This window comes from Saccharothrix violaceirubra, assembly GCF_014203755.1.
Lineage (GTDB): Bacteria > Actinomycetota > Actinomycetes > Mycobacteriales > Pseudonocardiaceae > Actinosynnema > Actinosynnema violaceirubrum.
Window position 1 is genome coordinate 4,186,877 of record NZ_JACHJS010000001.1, and the last position, 22,085, is coordinate 4,208,961.

At 72.5% G+C, this 22,085-nt stretch carries 18 protein-coding genes; 10 read left to right on the plus strand and 8 right to left on the minus strand.

What is annotated here, in order from left to right; genetic code table 11:
* The first annotated feature begins 7 nt into the window (after positions 1–7).
* Genes F4559_RS19355 through narI form a run of 4 tightly spaced genes read left to right on the plus strand, consistent with a single transcriptional unit; the run spans position 8 to position 6,619 of the window.
* On the plus strand, positions 8–3,667 hold the full coding sequence (locus F4559_RS19355) for a nitrate reductase subunit alpha (protein WP_184670645.1): 3,660 nt from the start codon (positions 8–10) through the stop codon (positions 3,665–3,667).
* Positions 3,667–5,298, plus strand: coding sequence for a nitrate reductase subunit beta (gene narH, locus F4559_RS19360; protein ID WP_184670647.1), 1,632 nt, complete (start codon positions 3,667–3,669; stop codon positions 5,296–5,298). Before F4559_RS19355 ends, narH begins: the two co-directional genes overlap by 1 nt.
* Positions 5,295–5,894 carry a nitrate reductase molybdenum cofactor assembly chaperone gene (gene narJ / locus F4559_RS19365; RefSeq protein ID WP_184670650.1) on the plus strand — a complete coding sequence of 200 codons (600 nt, stop codon included), beginning with the start codon at positions 5,295–5,297 and terminating at the stop codon, positions 5,892–5,894. The genes narH and narJ overlap by 4 nt, the downstream gene beginning before the upstream one ends.
* Positions 5,891–6,619: a respiratory nitrate reductase subunit gamma gene (narI, locus tag F4559_RS19370; RefSeq protein WP_184670652.1), complete on the plus strand. Its 729-nt coding sequence runs from the start codon at positions 5,891–5,893 to the stop codon at positions 6,617–6,619. The genes narJ and narI overlap by 4 nt, the downstream gene beginning before the upstream one ends.
* Before the next feature lie 3 nt (positions 6,620–6,622).
* Here the strand turns inward: narI and F4559_RS19375 are convergent, their stop codons facing one another.
* Complete coding sequence (locus F4559_RS19375) at positions 6,623–7,213, minus strand: signal protein (protein ID WP_184670653.1); 591 nt, start codon at positions 7,211–7,213, stop codon at positions 6,623–6,625.
* Positions 7,214–7,423: 210 nt separating this feature from the next.
* On the opposite strand from F4559_RS19375, the gene F4559_RS19380 reads away from it, so the two are divergent.
* From F4559_RS19380 to F4559_RS19395, 4 genes are all read left to right on the plus strand, one after another.
* Positions 7,424–9,043, plus strand: a complete 1,620-nt coding sequence (locus tag F4559_RS19380) for a protein kinase domain-containing protein (RefSeq protein WP_184670655.1) — start codon at positions 7,424–7,426, stop codon at positions 9,041–9,043.
* A gap of 62 nt (positions 9,044–9,105) precedes the next feature.
* Positions 9,106–9,858 (plus strand): (Fe-S)-binding protein, encoded by a 753-nt coding sequence (locus F4559_RS19385; RefSeq protein WP_184670657.1) that lies wholly within the window; start codon positions 9,106–9,108, stop codon positions 9,856–9,858.
* Positions 9,855–11,261 (plus strand): lactate utilization protein B, encoded by a 1,407-nt coding sequence (locus tag F4559_RS19390; protein ID WP_184670659.1) that lies wholly within the window; start codon positions 9,855–9,857, stop codon positions 11,259–11,261. Before F4559_RS19385 ends, F4559_RS19390 begins: the two co-directional genes overlap by 4 nt.
* Positions 11,258–11,857, plus strand: coding sequence for a LutC/YkgG family protein (locus F4559_RS19395; RefSeq protein WP_184670661.1), 600 nt, complete (start codon positions 11,258–11,260; stop codon positions 11,855–11,857). The genes F4559_RS19390 and F4559_RS19395 overlap by 4 nt, the downstream gene beginning before the upstream one ends.
* Positions 11,858–11,860: 3 nt before the next feature.
* Here F4559_RS19395 and F4559_RS19400 read toward each other — a convergent pair whose 3' ends face one another.
* The 4 genes from F4559_RS19400 to F4559_RS19415 all read right to left on the minus strand — a co-directional run bounded on the left by F4559_RS19400 (position 11,861) and on the right by F4559_RS19415 (position 15,239).
* Entirely contained in the window at positions 11,861–13,588 is a 1,728-nt protein-coding gene (locus F4559_RS19400) for a M48 family metallopeptidase (protein ID WP_184670664.1), read from the minus strand.
* Positions 13,585–13,731, minus strand: a complete 147-nt coding sequence (locus tag F4559_RS19405; protein WP_184670666.1) for a hypothetical protein — start codon at positions 13,729–13,731, stop codon at positions 13,585–13,587. The genes F4559_RS19400 and F4559_RS19405 overlap by 4 nt, the downstream gene beginning before the upstream one ends.
* A 325-nt stretch (positions 13,732–14,056) precedes the next feature.
* A complete protein-coding gene (locus tag F4559_RS19410) occupies positions 14,057–14,701 on the minus strand; it encodes an RNA polymerase sigma factor (protein WP_184670668.1) in 645 nt (214 codons plus the stop codon).
* Positions 14,702–15,092: 391 nt separating this feature from the next.
* Positions 15,093–15,239 carry a DUF1059 domain-containing protein gene (locus tag F4559_RS19415; protein WP_184670670.1) on the minus strand — a complete coding sequence of 49 codons (147 nt, stop codon included), beginning with the start codon at positions 15,237–15,239 and terminating at the stop codon, positions 15,093–15,095.
* A gap of 181 nt (positions 15,240–15,420) precedes the next feature.
* Between F4559_RS19415 and F4559_RS19420 the strand changes: the two genes are divergently transcribed.
* Both F4559_RS19420 and F4559_RS19425 read left to right on the plus strand, forming a co-directional pair.
* Positions 15,421–16,026, plus strand: a complete 606-nt coding sequence (locus F4559_RS19420) for a hypothetical protein (protein ID WP_184670672.1) — start codon at positions 15,421–15,423, stop codon at positions 16,024–16,026.
* The gene (locus F4559_RS19425) at positions 16,023–19,409 is read left to right on the plus strand and encodes an ATP-binding protein (protein ID WP_312865726.1); all 3,387 of its coding nucleotides are present in this window, start codon (positions 16,023–16,025) and stop codon (positions 19,407–19,409) included. The genes F4559_RS19420 and F4559_RS19425 overlap by 4 nt, the downstream gene beginning before the upstream one ends.
* A gap of 16 nt (positions 19,410–19,425) precedes the next feature.
* Here F4559_RS19425 and F4559_RS19430 read toward each other — a convergent pair whose 3' ends face one another.
* From F4559_RS19430 to asnB, 3 genes are all read right to left on the minus strand, one after another.
* Positions 19,426–19,881 carry a MarR family winged helix-turn-helix transcriptional regulator gene (locus tag F4559_RS19430; protein WP_184670674.1) on the minus strand — a complete coding sequence of 152 codons (456 nt, stop codon included), beginning with the start codon at positions 19,879–19,881 and terminating at the stop codon, positions 19,426–19,428.
* Positions 19,878–20,252, minus strand: a complete 375-nt coding sequence (locus tag F4559_RS19435) for a cupin domain-containing protein (RefSeq protein ID WP_184670676.1) — start codon at positions 20,250–20,252, stop codon at positions 19,878–19,880. Before F4559_RS19435 ends, F4559_RS19430 begins: the two co-directional genes overlap by 4 nt.
* 70 nt (positions 20,253–20,322) lie before the next feature.
* Entirely contained in the window at positions 20,323–22,083 is a 1,761-nt protein-coding gene (gene asnB, locus F4559_RS19440; RefSeq protein ID WP_184670678.1) for an asparagine synthase (glutamine-hydrolyzing), read from the minus strand.
* Between the last annotated feature and the right edge of the window lie 2 nt (positions 22,084–22,085).

Consider the following 22,085-nt stretch of genomic DNA (forward strand, 5'->3'; position numbering starts at 1 on the left):
CCACCCGGTGAGCACCGGACTGTCCGAGGCACTCGTCAACACCCGTCGGTTCTTCACCCGCGCGGAGGTCTCGTCCGACCTGCGGACGCTGCACATCAAGGGCGGACGCGAAGCCGACGCGTTCTACCGGGACCGGTGGAGCCACGACAAGGTCGTGCGGTCCACGCACGGCGTCAACTGCACCGGGTCGTGCTCGTGGAAGGTCTACGTCAAGGACGGGATCATCACGTGGGAGTCCCAGCAGACCGACTACCCGTCGGTCGGCCCGGACCGGCCCGAGTACGAGCCGCGCGGGTGTCCGCGTGGCGCCGCGTTCTCCTGGTACACGTACTCGCCGACCCGGGTGCGCTACCCGTACGTGCGCGGCGTGCTGCTGGAGATGTTCCGGGAGGCCAAGGCCCGCACGGGTGATCCGGTCCGAGCGTGGGCCGAGATCGTCGAAGATCCCGACAAGGCCCGGCGCTACAAGGCCGCGCGGGGCAAGGGCGGGCTGGTCCGCGCCACGTGGGACGAGGCGGCCGAACTGGTCGCCGCCGCCCACGTGCACACGATCAGGGCCTACGGCCCGGACCGGGTCGCCGGGTTCTCCCCCATCCCGGCCATGTCGATGGTGTCGCATGCCTCGGGCGCGCGGTTCGTGTCGCTGCTGGGCGGCACGATGCTGTCGTTCTACGACTGGTACGCCGACCTGCCCGTGGCCTCGCCGCAGATGTTCGGCGACCAGACCGACGTGCCCGAGTCCGGCGACTGGTGGGACGCCGGCTACCTGATCATGTGGGGTTCGAACATCCCGGTGACGCGCACGCCGGACGCGCACTGGATGACCGAGGCCCGCTACCGGGGCCAGAAGGTCGTCGCGGTGGCGCCGGACTACGCCGACAACGTCAAGTTCGCCGACGAGTGGCTGCCCGCCCGGCCCGGCACGGACGGCGCGTTGGCGATGGCCATGGGCCACGTGGTCCTGCGCGAGTTCTTCGTCGACCGGCAGGTCCCCTACTTCACCGACTACGTCAAGCGCTACACCGACCTGCCGTTCCTGGTGCGGCTCGACGAGCACGGCGACGTTTACCGGCCCGGCAAGTTCCTCACCGCCGAAGACCTCGGGCACGACGAGGAGAACGCGGCGTTCAAGACCGTCCTGATCGACGCGGAGACCGGGCAGCCGGTCGTTCCCAACGGCTCGCTCGGCCACCGCTACGGCGAGCGGGGCGAGGGCCGGTGGAACCTCGACCTCGGCGACGTCGACCCGCTGCTGTCGGCGGACGGTTCCGGGGAACCGGTCACGGTCGCGCTGGCCCGGTTCGACGCGGCCGACGGATCCCAGGGCGAACTGCGCCGGGGCGTACCGGTCCGCCGCGTGGGCGGACACCTCGTGACCACGGTGTTCGACCTGATGCTCGCCCAGTACGGCGTGCACCGGCCGGGACTGCCCGGCGAGTGGCCGACCGGCTACGACGACGCGTCCCAGCCCGGCACGCCCGCCTGGCAGGAGCCGATCACCGGTGTGCCGGCCCAGGCCGCGGCCCGGATCGGCCGGGAGTTCGCGGACAACGCCGAGCGCACCCGCGGCCGGTCGATGATCATCATGGGCGCGGGCACCAACCACTGGTTCCACTCGGACACGATCTACCGGGCGTTCCTCGCCCTGACCACGCTCACCGGTTGCCAGGGTGTCAACGGCGGCGGGTGGGCGCACTACGTCGGCCAGGAGAAGTGCCGGCCGATCACCGGGTGGGCGCAGCTCGCGTTCGGCCTGGACTGGTCGCGCCCGCCGCGGCAGATGATCCAGACCGCGTTCTGGTACCTGCACACCGACCAGTTCCGCTACGACCGGTTCGGCGCGGGCGCGCTGGCCGGCGCCGTGACCGGCGGCAAGCTGGCGGGCAGCACGACCGCCGACCTGATCGCCCAGTCCGCGCGACTGGGCTGGATGCCGTCCTACCCGACGTTCGACCGCAACCCGCTGGACCTCGCCGACGAGGCGACCGAGGCCGGGCTGCCGGTCGCCGACCACGTCGTGGCCGAGCTGAAGTCCGGCCGGTTGCGGTTCGCCTGCGAGGACCCGGACGACCCGCGCAACTTCCCGCGCGTGCTCAGCGTGTGGCGGGCGAACCTGCTCGGCTCGTCGGCCAAGGGCAACGAGTACTTCCTGCGCCACCTGCTGGGCACGGACGACTCGTTGCGCGCCGAGGAGACGCCGCCGTCGCTGCGCCCGAAGGACGTGGTGTGGCACGAGAAAGCGCCGGTCGGCAAGCTGGACCTGCTGCTGTCGCTGGACTTCCGGATGACCGGCACGACGCTGTTCTCCGACGTCGTGCTGCCGGCCGCCACCTGGTACGAGAAGCACGACCTCAACACCACGGACATGCACCCGTTCGTGCACTCGTTCAACCCGGCCATCGCACCGCCGTGGCAGACCCGCACGGACTGGGTGGCGTTCCGGACCATCGCCGAGGCGTTCAGCCGGCTCGCCGCCACCCACCTGGGCGTGCGCACGGACGTCGTGGCCACGCCGTTGCTGCACGACACGCCCGACGAGCTGGCCACGCCGCACGGCCGCGTACGGGACTGGAAGCGGGGCGAGTGCGAGCCGATCCCGGGCGTGACCATGCCGCGCCTGACCGCCGTCGAACGCGACTACGGCGCGATCGCGGCGAAGATGGGCGCGTTGGGACCGCTGGCCGATTCGCTCGGCGCCACCACCAAGGGCATCACGTTCCGCGTGGAGAAGGAGATCGAGTACCTGGCCAGGAAGAACGGCACGGTGCGCGGCGGCCCCGCCGACGGGCGGCCTTCCCTGGCCCGTGACCTCGACGCGTGCGAGACGATCCTGGCGTTGTCCGGCACGACCAACGGACACCTTGCCGTGCAGGGCTTCGAAACGTTGGAGAAGCGCACCGGCACCAAGTTGGCCGACCTCGCCGCCGAGCACGAGGGCAAGCGGATCACGTTCGCCGACACCCAGGCCGCGCCCGTGCCCGTGATCACCTCGCCGGAGTGGTCCGGTTCGGAGAGCGGTGGACGCCGGTACTCGCCGTTCACGATCAACGTCGAACGCCTCAAGCCCTGGCACACCCTCACCGGACGCCAACACTTCTACCTCGACCACGACTGGATGGCCGAACTCGGCGAGCGGCTGCCGGTGTTCCGGCCGCCGCTGGACATGACCGCGCTGTTCGACGAGCCGAGGGTCGGCGAGCACGGTCCGCGGGGACTGTCCGTCCGCTACCTGACGCCGCACTCGAAGTGGTCGATCCACTCGGAGTACCAGGACAACCTGTTCATGCTCAGCCTGTCCCGGGGCGGCCAGACCATCTGGATGTCCACTGTGGACGCCGAGAAGATCGGCGTGGCGGACAACGACTGGATCGAGGCGGTCAACCGCAACGGCGTGGTCGTGGCCCGTGCGATCGTCTCGCACCGGATGCCCGAGGGCACCGTGTACATGCACCACGCGCAGGACCGGCTGATCGACGTGCCGCGCGCCGAGACGTCCGGCAAGCGCGGCGGCATCCACAACTCGCTGACCCGACTGCTGGTCAAGCCGTCGCACCTGATCGGCGGGTACGCCCAGCTCTCGTTCGCGTTCAACTACCTCGGCCCGACCGGGAACCAGCGCGACGAGGTCACGGTCATCCGCCGTCGCTCCCAGGAGGTGACCTACTGATGCGCGTCATGGCGCAGCTCGCCATGGTGATGAACCTCGACAAGTGCATCGGCTGCCACACCTGCTCGGTCACGTGCAAGCAGGCGTGGACGAACCGGTCCGGGGTCGAGTACGTGTGGTTCAACAACGTGGAGACCCGGCCCGGCCTGGGCTACCCCCGCACCTACGAGGACCAGGAGCGGTGGCGCGGCGGGTGGACGCTGGGCAAGCGCGGGAAGTTGACGCTGCGCGGCGGCGGTCGGCTGCGGCGACTGCTGAGCATCTTCAGCAACCCCAAGCTGCCCGCGTTGGACGACTACTACGAACCGTGGACCTACGACTACGAAAACCTCACGAACGCGCCGTTGCAGGAACACACCCCGGTGGCCCGGCCCCGCTCGTTGATCAGCGGCGAGCCCACGAAGATCACGTGGTCGGCGAACTGGGACGACAACCTCGGCGGGCCGCACGGGCAGCGCGACCCGATGCTCTCCGAACGGGTCCGCCTGGAGTTCGAGCGCACGTTCATGTTCTACCTGCCGCGCATCTGCGAGCACTGCCTGAACCCGTCGTGCGCGGCGTCGTGCCCGTCCGGCGCGATCTACAAGCGCAGCGAGGACGGCATCGTGCTCGTGGACCAGGACCGGTGCCACGGCTGGCGGATGTGCGTGTCGGGGTGCCCGTACAAGAAGGTGTACTTCAACCACCGCACGGGCAAGGCCGAGAAGTGCACGTTCTGCTTCCCGCGCGTCGAGGTCGGCATGCCCACGGTGTGCGCGGAGACGTGCGTGGGACGCCTGCGGTACATCGGCCTGCTGCTGTACGACGCCGACCGCGTGCTCGAAGCCGCGTCGACCCCGGACGAGAAGGACCTGTACGAGGCCCAGCGCGGGGTGTTCCTCGACCCCTCGGACCCGGCCGTGGCACGGGAGGCGGAACGCGCGGGCATCCCGACCGACTGGATCGAGGCGGCCCGGCGGTCCCCGGTGTACGCGTTGATCGAGAAGTACCGCGTGGCCCTGCCACTGCACCCGGAATACCGCACGATGCCGATGGTCTGGTACATCCCGCCGCTGTCGCCCGTGGTGGACGTCGTCCGCGACACCGGGCACGACGCCGAGGACCACGGCAACCTGTTCGGCGCCATCGAAGCGTTGCGCATCCCCGTGGACTTCCTGGCCAACCTGTTCACGGCCGGCGACCCGAAGCCCGTCGAGTCGGTGCTGCGCAAGCTGGCCGCGATGCGCTCGTACATGCGGGACATCAACCTCGGCGACGCGCCGCGCGAGAGCGTGGCGGCATCGGTGGGCATGACCGGTGTCGAGGTCCACGACATGTACCGGTTGCTGGCGTTGGCGAAGTACGACGAGCGCTACGTCATCCCGGCCGCGCACGCCGAACAGGCACACGGGTTGGAGGAACTCGGGTGCAGCCTGGACTACGAGGGCGGGCCGGGGATGGACGGGCCGTTCGGCGAGTCGTCGGGCGGCGCGTCGCCGATCGCCGTGGAGAACTTCCACCTGCTGCGCGAACGGCAGACCGGCGACACCGTCGCCGCGCCGGTCGACAAGAGCCGCCGCGTCAACCTGCTGAACTGGGACGGCAAGGGACGGCCCGAGGGGCTGTTCCCGCCGCGCGAGGGGGAGTCGTGACGGAGACCGCGTGGCAGGTCCAGTCGCTGTTGCTGGGATATCCCGATGCGCACCTGCTGGGGTTGCGGCCGGTGTTGCGCGAGTCGGTGGCGACCCTGCCCGCACCGCTGGGCACGCCGCTGGAAGTGTTCCTGAACCACGTGGACGCGACGTCGCCCACGGAACTGGCCGCGTCGTACGTTGCCACGTTCGACCATCGGAAGCGGTTCAGCCCGTACCTGACGTACTTCGTGCACGGCGACACACGCAAGCGCGGGATGGCATTGCTGCGGTTCAAGAACACGTATCGCGCCGCCGGACTCGTGCTGGACGAGGGCGAACTGCCCGACCACGTGTCCGTCGTGCTGGAGTTCGCGGCGATCTCGCCGACCGGCCGGACGCTGCTGGAGGAGCACCGGGCCGGGCTGGAGCTGCTGCGGCTGGGGTTGCGCGAGGCTTCGTCGCCGTGGGCGCCCGTCTTGGACTCGGTGTCGGCCACGCTGTCGCCGTTGCGCGGCCTGGACCGGGAGACCATCGCGGGCCTGGCCGCCCAGGGGCCGCCCGAGGAGGAAGTCGGCCTGACCCCGTACCTCATGCCCCGGGAGGGAGCGCGATGAGCACGCTCGACGTGATGCTGTGGGTGGTCGTGCCGTACGTGGCGATCGCGGTGTTCGTCGGCGGTCACGTGTGGCGGTACCGGTACGACAAGTTCGGCTGGACCACCCGCTCGTCGCAGCTCCACGAGAAGCGGCTGCTGCGGCTGGGCAGCCCGTTGTTCCACTTCGGCATCCTGTTCGTCGCGCTGGGCCACGTGGGCGGCCTGCTCGTGCCCAAGTCGTGGACCGAGGCGGTCGGGGTGGGCGAGACGGCGTACCACGTCACGGCGGTCGGGCTGGGCGTGATCGCGGGCGTGTGCACGGTCGTGGGCGCGGCGATCCTGATCTACCGCCGCCGCACGGTCGGCCCGGTGTTCTCCACGACCACCCGCAACGACAAGGTCATGTACGTGCTGCTGGTAGGCACGATCCTGCTGGGCCTGGGCACGACGGTGCTGGGCAACCTCACCGACCACCCGCACGACTACCGCGAGTCGGTGTCACCGTGGTTCCGCTCGATCTTCACCCTGAGCCCGGACCCGGAACTCATGGCCTCGGCGCCGCTGGGTTTCAGGCTGCACGCCCTGGCCGCGTGGACTTTGTTCGCGTTCTGGCCGTTCAGCCGCTTGGTGCACGTGTTCTCGATGCCCTTGGGCTACCTGACCCGCCCTTACATCGTGTACCGGAGCCGTGACGACCGGCTCGGCTCCCGGCCACCCCGACGGGGGTGGGAGCGGGCCAGGTAGGGCTCAGGCGCGTTCCCCGACCACCTTGAGCCGGTAGACGGCGGCGACGTGGAACTTGCCGGTGGACCCCTCGAAACGCAGTTCGTGCCGCCCCGGCGACAAGGGCGGCACCCACAGCCACAGGCCGCACGCGGTGACACGACTCTCACCGGCGCGCAGGTCCCACGAGTTGTCCGCCCCGGCCCGGACCACCGTCTTCACCGCACCCACCTCGTGCGGCACGACGGGCACGCCGTCAAGGCTCACCTGCCCTTTCGCGTCCGCCATGAACAAGGCGCACTCACCCGACGTGCCGATCCTGTTCACCACGGGGCCGACGAGCGGCCGTCCCGCAGGCACCTCGCACGTGCGCTCGACCGCGCCGCCGAACGTCCCCGCGACGAACCACACGTCGTCCGGCTGACCCTCGCCGCAGAACTCGCCCGTCCGGTCCGCCACCGGGTTGCGTGCCTCCGGTACCGATGCCCAGCCCCACCAGCGCCCTTGGACGTCCGACCACACCCCGCCCGTCGGTCGTGCCACTCCCGGCTCTGCCTGCGCGCACGCCGCGAGCAGCATCCCCGACACCGCTACGACCACTCCCCACCACCGCACGACAACCTTCCCCCGTCCACTGACGACCGTCGGCGCACAGGATCTCAGCCACTCCCGTCCGGCTCCGGCGGGTCCACGCCATTCCTTCGGAACGGGTCGTGACCCCACGGTCACCAGGCGTCATTTCGCATTCCGAAACGGACTCGGGCGTAGCGCGCGGCCCCGTCCCGGCGATGTGGAATGCGGGTTGTCCGGTGTCGAAGGGGTGGCATGTCCGAGCAGTTCGGGCCGTATCGGATCGAGGCGTTGCTCGGCCGGGGCGGCATGGGCGAGGTCCACCGTGCCTTCGACACCGTCAACGGCCGGTACGTGGCACTCAAGCGGCTGCCCGTGGCGATGGCGAACGACGAGGACTTCCGCGCCCGCTTCCGCCGCGAGGCCCGGCTGCTGTCCCGGCTGAGCGCGCCGCACGTCGTGCCGATCAACGACTTCGGCGAGATCGACGGCCGCATGTACCTCGACATGGCCCTCATCGAGGGCCGTGACCTGGACAAGGTGCTCGCCGAGGGCCGCCTGTCCGCCGCACGCTCCGTGACCGTCATCTCGCAGCTCGCCGCCGCGCTGGACGCCGCCCACGCGGCCGGACTCGTGCACCGCGACGTCAAGCCGTCCAACGTGCTGCTGGCCTCGGTCGCCGGCGGCGATTTCGTCCACCTGCTCGACTTCGGCATCGCCCGCAGCACCACGGGCACCACCGGCCTGACCGCGACCGGTGCCGCGATCGGCACGCTCGACTACATGGCGCCGGAGCGGTTCGTCACCGGCGAGGCGGACGTGCGGTCCGACGTCTACGCCCTGGCCTGCCTGCTCTACGAGTGCCTGACCGGCGCCAAGCCGTTCCCGGGCGGCAGCATGCCGTCGCTGATCCACGCCCACCTGAACGTGCCGCCGCCGGCGCCCACGCTCAAGGCCGCCGACCTGCCGCCCGCGTTCGACCACGTGGTGGCGACCGGCATGGCCAAGGAGCCCGAGGCCCGCTACCAGACGCCCGGTGCGCTGGCCGCCGCCGCGCGCGAGGCGCTGGAAGCCACCCGCGTCACGACGCCGAGGCCCACGCGCCTGGACACGCCGCCGACCCCCACCAGGGTCGAACCGCCGCAGCCACCGACGCGGGTCGAGACGCCGCAGCCGCCGACCCGCGTCGAACCCCCGCAACACCCGCCGACGCTGTTCGACGTCGCCCCCCGGCCGAACCCGACCACCGCGCCGCCGTTCCGGCACCAGCCGCCGCCGTACACCCCGAACACGAGCACCCCGCCGTTCCCGGTCCCGACCATGCCGCCCGCCGACACGGGCGGCTCGCGCAAGCTCGCCGTCGTCGCCGCTGTCACGGGCGTGGTCGCGGTCGGCCTTGCCGTCGCCCTGGTCGTGAACCTGACCGGCGCCCCCGCCGACACCGCGACCAGCGGCACCAAGACGATCACCACCACGACGACGACCTCCGAGACCACCACGGAGACCACGACCACCACGTCGGACGAACCGACGACGACCACCAGCACCACCACGACGACGACCACGACCACGACGCCCGCACTCCCCGACCCGGAGGTCAAGGGCACCGTCGACTGGTACTCGTGCTCCGAGGCCGACGTGCCGTCCGAGCCGTCCGACATCCCCGCCGTGTTCACGGTCACCAACGACTACGAGGGCAACGGCCTGCCGATCCTGGTCTTCTGGATCGACCAGTACGGCGAGTGGCAGCACTGGTTCGACGTCGAACCCGGCCAGACGATGCGCCAGGAGACCTACATCGGCCACCGCTGGGCGTTGAAGTACGACTCCTGCATCGCCGTGTTCTCGGGTCCGGGCGAGATCTACGTGAGCTGACCCCCGAAGGTCCACTGTGGACAGGGTCGCGCGGCGACACGGCGGTGTCTACGTTGGGACGGGTGAGAGTCGCGCTCTTCGTCACCTGTCTGGTCGACGGGCTGTTCCCCGACGTCGGCAAGGCCACCGTCACCCTGCTGGAACGTCTCGGCCACGAGGTCGTCGTGCCGCGCGGACAGACCTGTTGCGGCCAGATGCACGTCAACACCGGGTACGCGCGGATGGCGTTGCCGGTCGTGCGCAACCACGTCGAGGCGTTCGCGGACGCCGACGTCGTGGTCACGCCGTCGGGTTCGTGCACCGCCGCCGTCCGCCACCAGCACGCCGACGTGGCCCGCGAACACGGCGACCGCGGGCTGGCCGACGCCGCCGCACAGGTCGGGCAGCGCACGTACGAACTCTCGGAGTTCCTGGTCGACGTCCTGGGCCTGACCGACGTCGGCGCGTACTTCCCGCACCGGGTGACCTACCACCCGACGTGCCACTCGCTGCGCCTGCTTCGGGTCGGCGACCGACCGGAACAGCTGCTCAGGGCCGTGCGGGGCATCGACCTGGTCGAACTGCCGGCGGCCGACGAGTGCTGCGGGTTCGGCGGCACGTTCGCGCTCAAGAACCCCGACACCTCGACCGCGATGCTGGCCGACAAGATGGCCGCCGTCGTGGGCACGGGCGCCCGCGTGCTCACGGCCGGCGACTCGTCGTGCCTCATGCACATCGGCGGCGGGCTGAGCCGGTTGCGCACGGGGGTGCGGCCGTTGCACCTGGCGCAGGTGCTGGCGAGCACGGCCGACGCGCCGACGGCGGTGACGCGATGACGTTCCTGGGCATGCCGACGCTGTCGGGCGAACCGTTCCCGACCGCGGCACGGGCCGCGCTGGGCGACGCGCAGCTCCGCCGCAACCTGGCCAAGGCCACCGGCACGATCCGCGCCAAACGCGCCCGGGTCGTCGAGGAGCTGCCCGACTGGGCCGGACTGCGCGCCGCCGGTGCCGCGATCAAGGACGCGACGCTCGCCGACCTGGACACCCACCTGCTCGCGTTCGAGGCCGACCTCGTCGCCCGCGGCACGACCGTGCACTGGGCCCGTGACGGCGCCGAGGCCGCCCGGATCGTCACCGACCTGGTCGCCGCGACCGGCACCCGCGAGGTGATCAAGGTGAAGTCCATGGCCGGCGCCGAGATCGGGCTCAACGACGCGTTCGACGCCGCCGGGATCGCCCCGATCGAGACCGACCTCGCCGAGTTGATCGTCCAATTGGGACACGACCGGCCGAGCCACATCCTGGTGCCCGCCATCCACCGGTCCCGCGCGGAGATCCGCGACCTGTTCCGCCGCGAGATGCCCGGCGTCGCCCCGGACCTCACCGACGAACCCGCCGCGCTCGCCGAGGCCGCGCGCCGCTTCCTGCGGCACAAGTTCACCACGGTCGACGTCGCGATCTCCGGCGCCAACTTCGCGGTCGCCGACACCGGTTCGCTGGTCGTCGTCGAGTCCGAGGGCAACGGCCGCATGTGCCTGACCCTGCCGCGCACCCTGATCAGCGTCGTCGGTATCGAGAAGCTGGTGCCGACGTGGTCGGACCTGGAGGTGTTCCTCCAGCTGCTGCCGCGGTCCTCGACCGGCGAGCGGATGAACCCCTACACGTCGGTGTGGACCGGGCCGACCGAGGGCCAGACCGCGCACGTCGTGCTGGTCGACAACGGCCGCACGGCCACGCTCGCCGACACCGTCGGCCGGGCCGCGCTGCGCTGCATCCGCTGCTCGGCGTGCCTGAACTCGTGCCCGGTCTACGCGCGCACGGGCGGCCACGCCTACGGTTCGGTCTACCCCGGCCCGATCGGCGCGGTGCTGTCGCCGCAGCTCACCGGCGTGGCGCACAACCGGACCCTGCCCTACGCGTCGTCGCTGTGCGGCGTCTGCCAGGACGTGTGCCCGGTGGCGATCGACATCCCGTCGATCCTGGTCCACCTGCGCGGCAAGGTGGTCGAGGACCACGCACCCGTCGCCGAGGCCGCCGCGATGCGCGCGTTGGCGTGGGCGATGGCGGACGCCGGGCGGTGGCGCCGGCTGCTACGGGCCGGTCGACTGGGTCGCGCGCTGGGCCGGCGGCGCGACCGGATCGGCAGCCTGCCGCCGCCGTTGTCGGCGTGGACGGGAACGCGGGACGCGCCACGACCGCCCCGGCAGACCTTCCGCGACTGGTGGGAGTCCCGGTGAACGCCCGCGACGAGATCCTGCGCCGCATCGCCGCCGCGCTCGGCGACCGCCGGCCCACACCTCCGGTCCCCCGCGCCTACCGCCGGGCGACCGGGGAGCCGGGTGACGTCGACCTGTTCGCCGACCGGGTGCGGGACTACGGCGCACGCGTCCGCGTCGTGTCCGCCGACGCGATCGCCGCCGCCGTGGCCACGGCCCTGCACGACCGGAACGCGCGGGACGTCGTCGCCGCACCGGGGATCCCCGCCGGCTGGGCACCTACGGCCGACCGGTCCACTGTGGACACCCAACGGCTCGGCGCCGTCGACGGCGTGATCACCGCCTGCCGCGTCGCGATCGCCGCGACCGGCACGATCGTGCTCGACCACGACGCGCCCGACCAGGGTGTCCGCGCGCTCACCCTGCTGCCCGACTACCACCTGGTCGTGGTGCGCCGGGACCGGATCGTGGCCGACGTGCCCGACGCCGTCGCCGCGCTCGCCGGCGTCCGCACGCAGACGTGGATCAGCGGCCCGTCCGCGACCAGCGACATCGAACTCGAACGCGTCGAGGGCGTGCACGGCCCGCGCACGCTGGAGGTGATCGTCGCCCGCTGACCCTCACGGCGTCTTCGGCGGGGAGAAGCCGGGCAGCGTCGGCCGGGGCTCGATCGCGGGTCCCGGCCGCACCGTCGTGAGCAGGACCTCGGCCGGGTCGTACGTGGGACGCACCGGTCGCGGTCCTACCGGCCGGATCGCGATCGTCACCAGGGCGACCACCACGGCGAACCCCACGACCGAGAGCACCAGCGCGAGGTGGCCGCCCTGCTCAAGACGGATCTCCGCGGCGGCCACCGGCGTCGACCCGGCCGGGATCACCACGTCGGCCGGGTCGACACCGGCCAGGGCCAGGACCAGCCGCAGGCGGGACACCCGGCCACCGACCGCCGTCCCGACCACCGCGTCGAGGTCGTCGTCGTCGCGGACGACCAGCCGGGGCCGGCCCGTCCACGGCACCGACCAGCGGGCCGCGCCGACGTCGGCCAACGCCTGGCCGACGACCACCGGCAACGCGTCGGGCAGCGCCTTGCCGAGTTCGGCGCCACGACCGGCTTCGAGCAGGTCCAGCACGGCCTCGAGGTTCGGCGTCCGCTCCCCCGTCACCCGCCGGACCGCGCGGCGCAGCGGCACCGCCCCGTCGACGACGTGCTGCCGGATCACCTCGTCCAGCCACCGCGTCCACCTCAGGCGGGGGCCGGGCCGCACCGCCCGCCACAGCCGGACGAACAGCGCGTGCCGGTCGACGAGCAGTCCGGCGGCGGGCTCGCACGTCGGGTCGCCGCCGCCGGGCCGGTCCAGCACCGCCAGCCGACGCGCCAACGGCGGGTGCGGGTCGCGCACGCCCCGGCGGCCGACGGGCAGCGGTTCCCGGAACTCGGCGAACCGCTCGCGGTACTCGGGATCGTCGACCATGGCGTGGAAAGCGGTGAACGGGTCGTCGGGCACCAGGCCGCGCGCCCGCGCGGGTTCCAGGAACCGGTCGACGAAATCCGCCCACGCGACACCGGCCGCCTGGGTCGAGCGCAACGCGTCCGCCACCACCCGACCGCCCGCGATCCGGGCCGCCGCGGCGTCGGCGTCCACCTCCTGCCGACGGCGCACGGTGAACGAGACCCAGTCGTAGAGCAGCGCGTATCCGGTGAGCAACAGCAACGGGATGCCCGTGTACACGCGGGCGAGCGGGTTGGCCGACGCGGCACGGGCCAGCTCGCGCCGGGCGTGCGCCATGGCCGAGGACCCGCGCACCGCCTGCACGCCGAACCGGGTGCGCCCACGTGCGTAGTGACCGAGTTCGTGACACACCACGGCACGCAGTTCGGCCGTGGACAGGCACAACGTCAACGGCACGCCGAGGTACAGCCGCCGGGTGCCCGGCACGAGCCCGAACAGGCGGGCGTCCTCCTCGACGGCCGCGCCCGCCTCGTCGGTCAGCCGCAGTTCGGTCGGTGCGCGGGTGCCCAGCAGCCGGGCGCACTCGACCACCATCCGCCACAGGTCGGGCGCGTCGCGCTCGGCGACCGCGACGGTGTCCGCGAGCCGGGCCGTCGGTCTGGACGCCCGCGCGAGGCCGCACAGCGACCCCGGCAACACCAGGCCACCGCCGACGAGCGCCAGGACGACGTCGCCCCGGAACAGCGAATCGGCCGAGCCCGAGACGACCGGCAGCACCAGCACCACGAGGTAGAGCGGCACGAAAGCGCCGACGGCCAGACAGAGCCCGACCCGCAGCACGAACGCGAGGAGGCCCGACGCGGCCGTGGCCACGCCGTCCACCGCCCGGCCGATCACGGCAGGTCCCCGGGGATCCCGCGTTCGCGGGTCCCGATCCGCACTTCCGCCCACCGGGACGTGGACGACGGTGGGTGCCGGGACTCCGGGTCGGGGTCGCCCCACCTCGGGACCGCCGCCGCGAGCACGGGATCGAGCGTCATACGGCACCTTCCGATCAGGTCGCATCGGCACCGTCCGCGCCGATTCTCACCCACTCACACCCCGGGGAGCCGGTTTTGTTCACCGCACACCCGGGAATGTCCCCGAACGGCGGCATCGCCGGCCGACTGACGGGAACGGATTCGCGGCCCGACCGGCTCGACATCGTGATCGGCGAGCAGCGCATGGACGACGGGGCCCGCGCTCCGGCCACGACGACCCGATCTCCCACCGCACGTCGGCAACGGTCGGCGCGGGATCGCTGGTCCTCACGGCCGTTTCGGCGATCGTCGGCCCGCGATGGCGTGGTCCCGCGGGCGATGCGGGTCAGCCGCGCACCGACCGCGAGACGATCGCGCGCAGCAGGCGTTCCCGGGCCCGGGAATCGGCGGCGACGCGGTCCGCCCACCACCGCTCGGTCGCGGCGAGCACGTCGGCCAGCGGATCGGACACGGCCTCCGGCAGCGCGGAACCGGCCGACAGCGGGCGCCGCGACCCCGGGTCGACCAGGGCGTTCTCCAACGTCCGCCGACCCTTGCCGATGCTCCCGACGACCACGCCGCGCGCGATGCCCAACTCGTCGGCGATCTCCTGCTGCCCCAGGCCGTCGAGGCAGTGCAGCACGATCACCACACGCTGCCGTCCGGGCAACCCGTCCAACGCAGTCAGCACGGCCCGCGCGCGTGCATGGCCCCGATCTCCTTGCGCCGCAACCCATGCGGCATTCTCGCCCGGTACGGCCGGGCCCCGATACCGCCACCGTCCGGCGGAACGCCACAACCGCTGGCGCACCACGCGTGCCACCCACGCTTCAGGCGAGTCGTAGTGCGCGATCCGGTCCCACGCCCGCAACGCCTCCGTATAGGCGTCCTGGACCGTGTCCTCCACCTCGTGCCGATCACCCGACGACATCAGGGCACGGGACAGCACCCCGGGGAACGTGGTCTCGAAGAAGTCGGTGAACGTGACCACGACTCCCCCTCGGAACGCGCCGACGCGATACCGCACCGATTCTGGTCCACCGGCCGGGCCGGACGTGGCCGATGTCCGCCGAACCCGCGCGAAACAGACCCGATCGGCGGCATGGCGCAGGGACGTTCACGTTCTCGTCGCGGACGACCGTGAACCGGCGCGAGGGGTCCGCCGGGCCGATCACGGTCGGCAGGAGCGGGAGGCCGACCTCTCCGCGACAGGCCGCTCCACTTCGTCATTCCCGGCTCGCCCGCAGGGCGGTGCGATCGCCGCGTGCCAAGTCGAACCCGCGCGCCGGACTCCCGGTCGGAAGCGACCGCTTCCGACCCGGGCGTCACGAACGCGCGGCGCGGCCGGACCCACCGGGACAGCCGCGCCGGACACTGCGGAATCAGTAGGCCATGAACAGGATCTCGTCCCGCGAGTAGTCGTGGCCCGGGTGCTTCTCCTTGAGGTGGGCCTGGGTCTTGGCGACCAGGTCGTCCTCGTCCTGCCCGGTGATCTGCTCCCCGCAGGGGCACGTGATGTTCCGCTTCACCCTTGCGAGGCTACCTGCGCCACAGCCCCGACCGAGCGTGTCCGACAGCGGCCTCCGGCACCCCGAACCGGGGACGCCGACGCCCGGATTCAACCCGGATGCCTCACATACCGGTGACAACGCATAGGGTGCCGTGACCCGGACGTGTGATCGGCACGACCGCGACAATCCAGGGTGGGGCATGTCGGACGACAGGTTGACGGCGCAGGAGCGGGCGACACTGCTGGTGTTGCTGGCCGAGGCGCGCGAACTCACCAACGCCGACCTGCGCGCCGTCGCGGGCCTCTCGCTCGACGGCGCGTCCCGCCGCCGCCTCAACGACCTGGACCTGGTGACCAGCACGAAGGTCGGCCGCGCGTACGTGCACGAACTGACCGACCGGGGCGCGGTCCGGTGCGCCGAGGAGTTCGGCGCCGAGCGCCCGGCGCGGTCGGGCTACGCGAGCGCCACGCTCTACGCCGTGCTCGCGGGCCTGCGCCGCTGGCTGGACGACACCGACCACGCGGTCGCCGACCTGTTCCGCCCCGACCTCGCCCGGCGCGTGCTCGACGCGCACCGGGCGGTGACCGGCGCGCACGGCCCGGTCCGGCTCGCCGACCTGCGCGACCGACTGGCGGACGTGCCGCGCGCGGACCTCGACCGGGTGCTCGACGCGCTGGCCCGGCGCGCGGGCGTGCACCTGTGGGCCGAGGCCGACCAGAAGACCTTGACCGACCGGGACCGCGACGCCGCGCTCGTCCTCGGCGGTTCCGCACGGCACGTGCTCGTCGTCGGGGAGGCCGGGTGAACGAGGAGGAACGCCACGCGCTCGCGTCGGTCCAGTTCAACTGGGCGGTCACGCCCGACGACATCTGGAGCCCGCTGGACCACCACGTCGACGGCCTGCACCAACGCGCGGCCGAGGACATCACGCACGCGGTCGCGGCGGCGGCGCGCAAGGCGGACGCCAACCCGACCGGCATCGTGCTGCGCGGCGAGCGCGGCGTGGGCAAGACCCACCTGCTGGGCTGGCTGCGGCAGCGCGTCCAGCAGGAGGGCGGCGCGTTCTTCCTGCTCAAGCTGCTCGACGAGCACTCGTTCTGGGCCGGTGCCGTGCACGGCGTCGTCGGCGGCCTGCTGACCAACGACCAGCTCGGCCGGATGCTCGACAAGCTCGCCGAGCGCACCGGCCACAACCACGAGTCCCGGTTGCGGCTGCGCGGCACGATCCCGGTCGCCCGCGCCGACGTCGACGGGCTGATCGACCGGCTCTACGACATCGACCCCCGGGTCGCCGTCGAGTGCCAGGACACGCTGCGCGCGCTCGTGCTCTACCGGGCGAAGGGGCAGCCCAGCGAGGTCGGACACGGGTTCCTGGTGCTGGCCGACGGCATCGACGAGGCCGACCGCGAGGCGTGGGGCTTCCGCTCGCGCACCCGGCCCGCCCAGCTCGTGCTCAACGACCTGTCCCGGATCTTCGCGCTGACCGGGCCCGTGGTCATGGCGGTCGACCAGATCGACTCCGTGCTGACCCGCCCGGCGACCGGCGTCGACGAGGTCGAGCTGGCCGACCGGCTGGCCGACGGCCTGATGCGGCTGCGCGAGGAGACCCGGCGCACGATCCTGGTGGTGGCGTGCATCCCCGGCTCGTGGGACCTGATCGCGAACCGGGGCGTGAACTCGGCCGCCGACCGGTTCCGGGTGCTGGACCTGCGCACGGCCATGCCGAGCGCGTCCGTGGCGACGGCGATCGTGGAACGCCACCTGGCCGGTCTGTACGGCGAGATCGGCTTCACGCCGCCGTACCCGACGTGGCCGGTGCTGCGGTCGGCGTTCGGCGCGGACGGGATCGCCCACTACACGCCGCGTCGCCTGCTGCAACGCGTGGACGACCACGTGCGCCGCTGCCTGGCCCGCGACGAGGTGGCGGAGCTGGCCGACTTCGACGCCGGTGAGGTGGACGCCGCGCCGACGCCGGTCGTACCGGTGGACCTCGGCGTGCTCGACGAGCGGTTCGCCCGGCTGTGCGCGGCGGCCGACGTGACCGCGCCCCTGGACCACGAGTGGGAGGACAAACTCGTCCCGGCGCTGCTCAACGCGGCGTTGCGCTGCTACGTGGTGGAGCAGGGCGACCACGGGCACGACCTGTCGATCGACGCGCTGCCCGGCGGCAAACCTGCCCTGCACGCACGCCTGCGGCGGACGCTGGACGAGGCGACCGAGGACGAGGTGCACTGGAGCTTCCGCGCGATCGCCCACACCCACCCGAACGCCGTGCTGACCCGGTTGCGGTCGGCGTACCTGGAGGCGGGCCTGCGCGACGGCGGCAACCGCCACCTGGTGGTCCTGCGCGAGGCGCCGTTCTCCGGCGGGCCGCGCACGGCTCAGGCGGTCGGCGAGTTCCAGGCGGCGGGCGGTGTCGTGCTGCCGTTCGCCGACGAGGACCTGCGGGTGTTCGCCGCCCTGCGCACGCTCATCGACGAGTCGCCGGCGGGGTTGCGCGCCTGGCTGCGGGCCCGCCGCCCGGCGGGCTCGTCGGACCTGTTCACGCGGGTGTTCCCGGCGTCGACCCGACGGCCGTCCAAGGCTCGTGCCGACCTGTTCCAGCCCGAGGTCCCGCCCGCGCCCAAGCTGTCGGCGACCTCGACGGGCACGAACCTCAGACCCGTGGCCGTGGAGTCCGCGGACGCCCACCCAGAGCCGGCCCACCCAGAGCCGGCCCACCCGGCCGAGTCGACGGGTTTCCACCCGGTCCCGGCCGAGGCGACCGGCACCGGTTTCCGCCCGGTCGACCCCGGCGCACCGCTGCCCCGGCGGGAACCCGCCAAGCCGATGGGTTTCGCCCCGATCCCGGCGGAGTCGACCGGCACCCGCCTGACCCCCGTCACGCCGGAACCGACCGCCGTCGAGCCCGCCGGGTCCGACGGCCACCGCGTCGACCTGGCCGACGCCGGTGCCCCGGAACCGGTCCTCACCTTCGGCGCGAGCGTCGCCACCGGGACGCCGTTCACGGTGCCCCTGTCGGCCCTGCGCAAGCACGTCGCGGTGTTCGCCGGCAGCGGTTCGGGCAAGACCGTCCTGCTGCGGCGGCTGATCGAGGAGGCCGCGCTGGCGGGCGTGTCGTCCATCGTGATCGACACCAACAACGACCTGGCCCGCCTGGGCGACGAGTGGCCCGCGGAGCCTGCGGGCTGGGGCCCCGGCGACGCCGACCGGGCCGCGCGCTACCACGCCGACACCGAGGTGGTCGTCTGGACGCCGTGCCGCGCGGCCGGACGTCCGCTGGTGCTCAACCCCTTCCCGGACTTCGGCGGCGTGCTCGACGACCCGGACGAGTTCCGCATGTCGGTCGACGCCTCGGTGTCCGGCCTCATGCCGCGCACCGGCCTGGTCGGTCGCCGGATCGACACCGGGCGTGCCGTGCTCACCCAGGCCCTGACCTGGTACGCGCGCCGGGGCGGCACCGACCTCGCGGGGTTCGTCGAGGCGCTGACCGACCTGCCCGACGGCGTGGGCACGGTCCGCGACGCCACCCGGCTGGCCGCCGACATGGCCGACGGCCTGCACGCCGCGATGATCAACGACCCGGTGTTCGGCGGCGTGGGCGACCACGTCGACCCCGGCGTCCTGCTCACCCCGACCCCGGGCCGTCGGGCCAGGGTGTCGGTGATCAGTTGCGTCGGCCTGGCGACCGACGACCAGCGGCGGACGTTCGTCAACCACCTCCAGCTCGCGCTGTTCGCGTGGATCAGGCGCCACCCGGCGGGCGACCGGCCGCTGGGCGGGCTGCTGGTGCTCGACGAGGCGCAGACGTTCGTGCCGTCGCGCGGCGTGACCGCGTCGACCGAGAGCAGCCTGCGCCTGGCCACCCAGGCGCGGAAGTACGGCCTGGGCCTGGTCTACGCCACCCAGGCGCCGAAGGCGCTGCACAACATGGTCACCGGCAACGCGGCCACGCAGTTGTTCGGCCGCCTCAACGCCGCGATCCAGATCCAGACCGCGCTCGACCTGGCACGGGCCAAGGGCGGGCGCATCGACGACATCTCCCGCCTGCCCGCGGGCGTGTTCCACGCGTCCACGGAGGGCACCGGCTTCGTGAAGGTGCGGGCGCCGATGTGCCTGAGCCACCACCCCGCCGGCGCGTTGACCGAGTCGGAGGTCGTCGACCGCGCCGCCACCCTCCGGAGTTGATCACCACCCCGGTCGATCACCACACGGGGCGCAGCGGCGGCAACGCCGTCCCGGCCAGCGACCGGACGACGGCGGCGAGGTCGACCCGCAGCGCCTCGCCGCCGGGCAACGTCGACTCCAGCTCGCGCATCACGCGGCCGGCGACCCGCAGGTGCTCCCGGGCCCGGTCGGTGAGCACGACGAGGCGTCGACGCCCACCGCCGGGGTGTTCCTCGCGGCTGACGTAGCCGCGGTCCTCCAGGTAGGCCACGGTCTGACCGGCGGCCTGCTTGGTCACGCCGAGGTGTTCGGCGAGTTCGGTGCCGGTCAGGCCGCCGTTCTTGAGGAGCTGGAACACGAAGCCGTGCACGGGCCGCAGGTCGGTGTAGCCGAGTTCGCCCAGCCTCCGGTCGAACTCGGTCACCAGGAGCTGGAACGAGATGCCCAGCAGGTAGGTCAGCTCCGCGCCGGCCAAGGGGTCCTTCGAGGTCACCCGGCCCAAGGTAGCGGGTGCGACTCCCCGCTCCCGACGACGCCCGCCCTGCCGTCCGGGTGCATGCACACGAGCGCCTCGGCCGGGCCGTCGACCGTCCGGAACCGCCGTTCCTCCCCGGCGGCGACCACGACCGCCTGTCCGGCGGTGACCTCCGCGGAGCCGTCGGGCGTGGTGAACGCGAACGTGCCCGCGACCGGCATCCACACCTGGTCGCGGTCGACGACGTGCGGCGGCGACTCGGTGCCGGCCGACATCCGGACGCGCCACGTGCTCAGTTCCGCGCTGCCCCGGCTCGGCCCGGCCAGTGCGGTCATGGTGGCGGCGGCCGTGCGCGTGGTGCGGTCCTCGGTCTCTTCGACGACGTGCATGGGTCCTCCCCTGATGAGTGCGACCCGGTGAGTAAACCCGCTTTACTCAGCCCGAGTCAAGCGCCTTTACTCAGTTCAGGTCCAGCTTCGGGGAGGTGGCGTCCACCCACGCGGCCATGTCCAGGTAGGTCTCCAGACCCGTGCGCTCGACCGGCGACACGACCTCGGCCGACGCCGCCGCACGCAGGAAAGCCGTGTCGAACAACGGTGTCACCGCGTGGTCGGACGACAGCAGGTCGGCCGCCTGCCCCTGGATCGCGGACACGTACGCGGACTGGTTCGTCGTCGGGTACATGGCCTTGCGACGTCCCACCACGCTCGGCGGCAACAACGGCGCGACGGCCGCCCGCAGCAGGCTCTTCTCCCGACCGTCGAACGTCGTCAGCGCCGACGGCACGCTGTACACGTACTCGACCAACGCCGTGTCGCAGAACGGCACCCGCACCTCCAGCCCGGTCGCCATGCTCATCCGGTCCTTGCGGTCCAGCAGCATCCGGTTCATCCGGGTCAGGTTCAGGTGGGTGGTGACGTCGGCGCCGGGCGGGACCTCGGCCAGCGCCTCCCGGTAGCGGTCGGCCACGTACGTCCCGACGTCCAGCGACGCCACCAGGTCCGGGTGGTACATGCGGTCGGTCATCAGCGGCGCCAGGGCGGCACGCCACGGGAACGTCGTCTTGGGTCTGCCGTCGTGGCACCAGCTGTAGCCGCCGAACAGCTCGTCCGCCGACTCCCCCGACAACGCGACCGTCGCCGTCTCCCGCACCGCCGTGAACAGCAGGTGCAGCGACGTCGACAGGTCGCCCATCGAGATCGGCAGATCCCACGCCGCCACGGCCGTCGCCCGCACCGCCGGATCGGCCAGGCGTGCCGCGTCCAGCACCACCGCCCGGTGTTCCGTGCCCACGTGCGCGACCACGTCCCGCACGAACGGCGCGTCGGCGTCGGGCCGATTCACGTCGGCGACGTGCTCCTGCCCGGCGAACTCGACCGACATCGTGCGCGTGCCGGCGGGCGACAACACGGTGATCGCGCTGGAGTCGAGGCCGCCGGACAGCAGCGCGCAGTGCGGCACGTCGGCCACCGACTGCCGCGCGACCGCCTCGCCGAGCAGCCGCCGCACGGTGGCCACGGTGGTCGGGAGGTCGTCGCGGTGCTCGCGGGCCGACAGCGTCCAGTACGTCCGTGTGCGCAGGCCCGCGCGGGTGGCCGTCAGGACCGTGCCGGGCAGGAGTTCGCGCATGCCCGACCAGAACGCGTGGCCCGGCGTCTTCACCCGGGCCACGGCCTCGCGCAGGCCGTCGGTGTCCAGCACCCGGTCCACCGCCGGGTCGGCGTGCAGCGCTTTCGGTTCCGAACCGAACACCAGACCCGCCGGAGTCGGGTGGTAGTAGAGCGGTTTCACCCCCATTCGGTCGCGGATCAACACCAGCGCGTCGCGTCGGCCGTCCCACACGGCGAACGCGTACATGCCGTCGAGCCGTTCCGCGATCTCCTCGCCCCATTCCAGATATCCGCGCAACACGACTTCCGTGTCGCTCGCGGTGCGGAACGGGTGATCGCGCAGCCGGGCGCGCAGTTCGCGGTGGTTGTACACCTCGCCGCTGTAGACCAGCACGACCGGGCCGTCCGGCGTGCGCGCGACCATCGGCTGCCGCCCGCCCGGCAGGTCGATCACCGCCAACCTGGTGTGCCCCAAGGCCACCGGGCCGTCCACCCACACGCCGGAGTCGTCCGGACCGCGCCGCGACAGCGTGGCCGTCATCGCCTCGATCACCTCGGGCGACCGCGTGAGATCGCGGTCGAACGCCACCCGGCCGGTTATTCCGCACATGT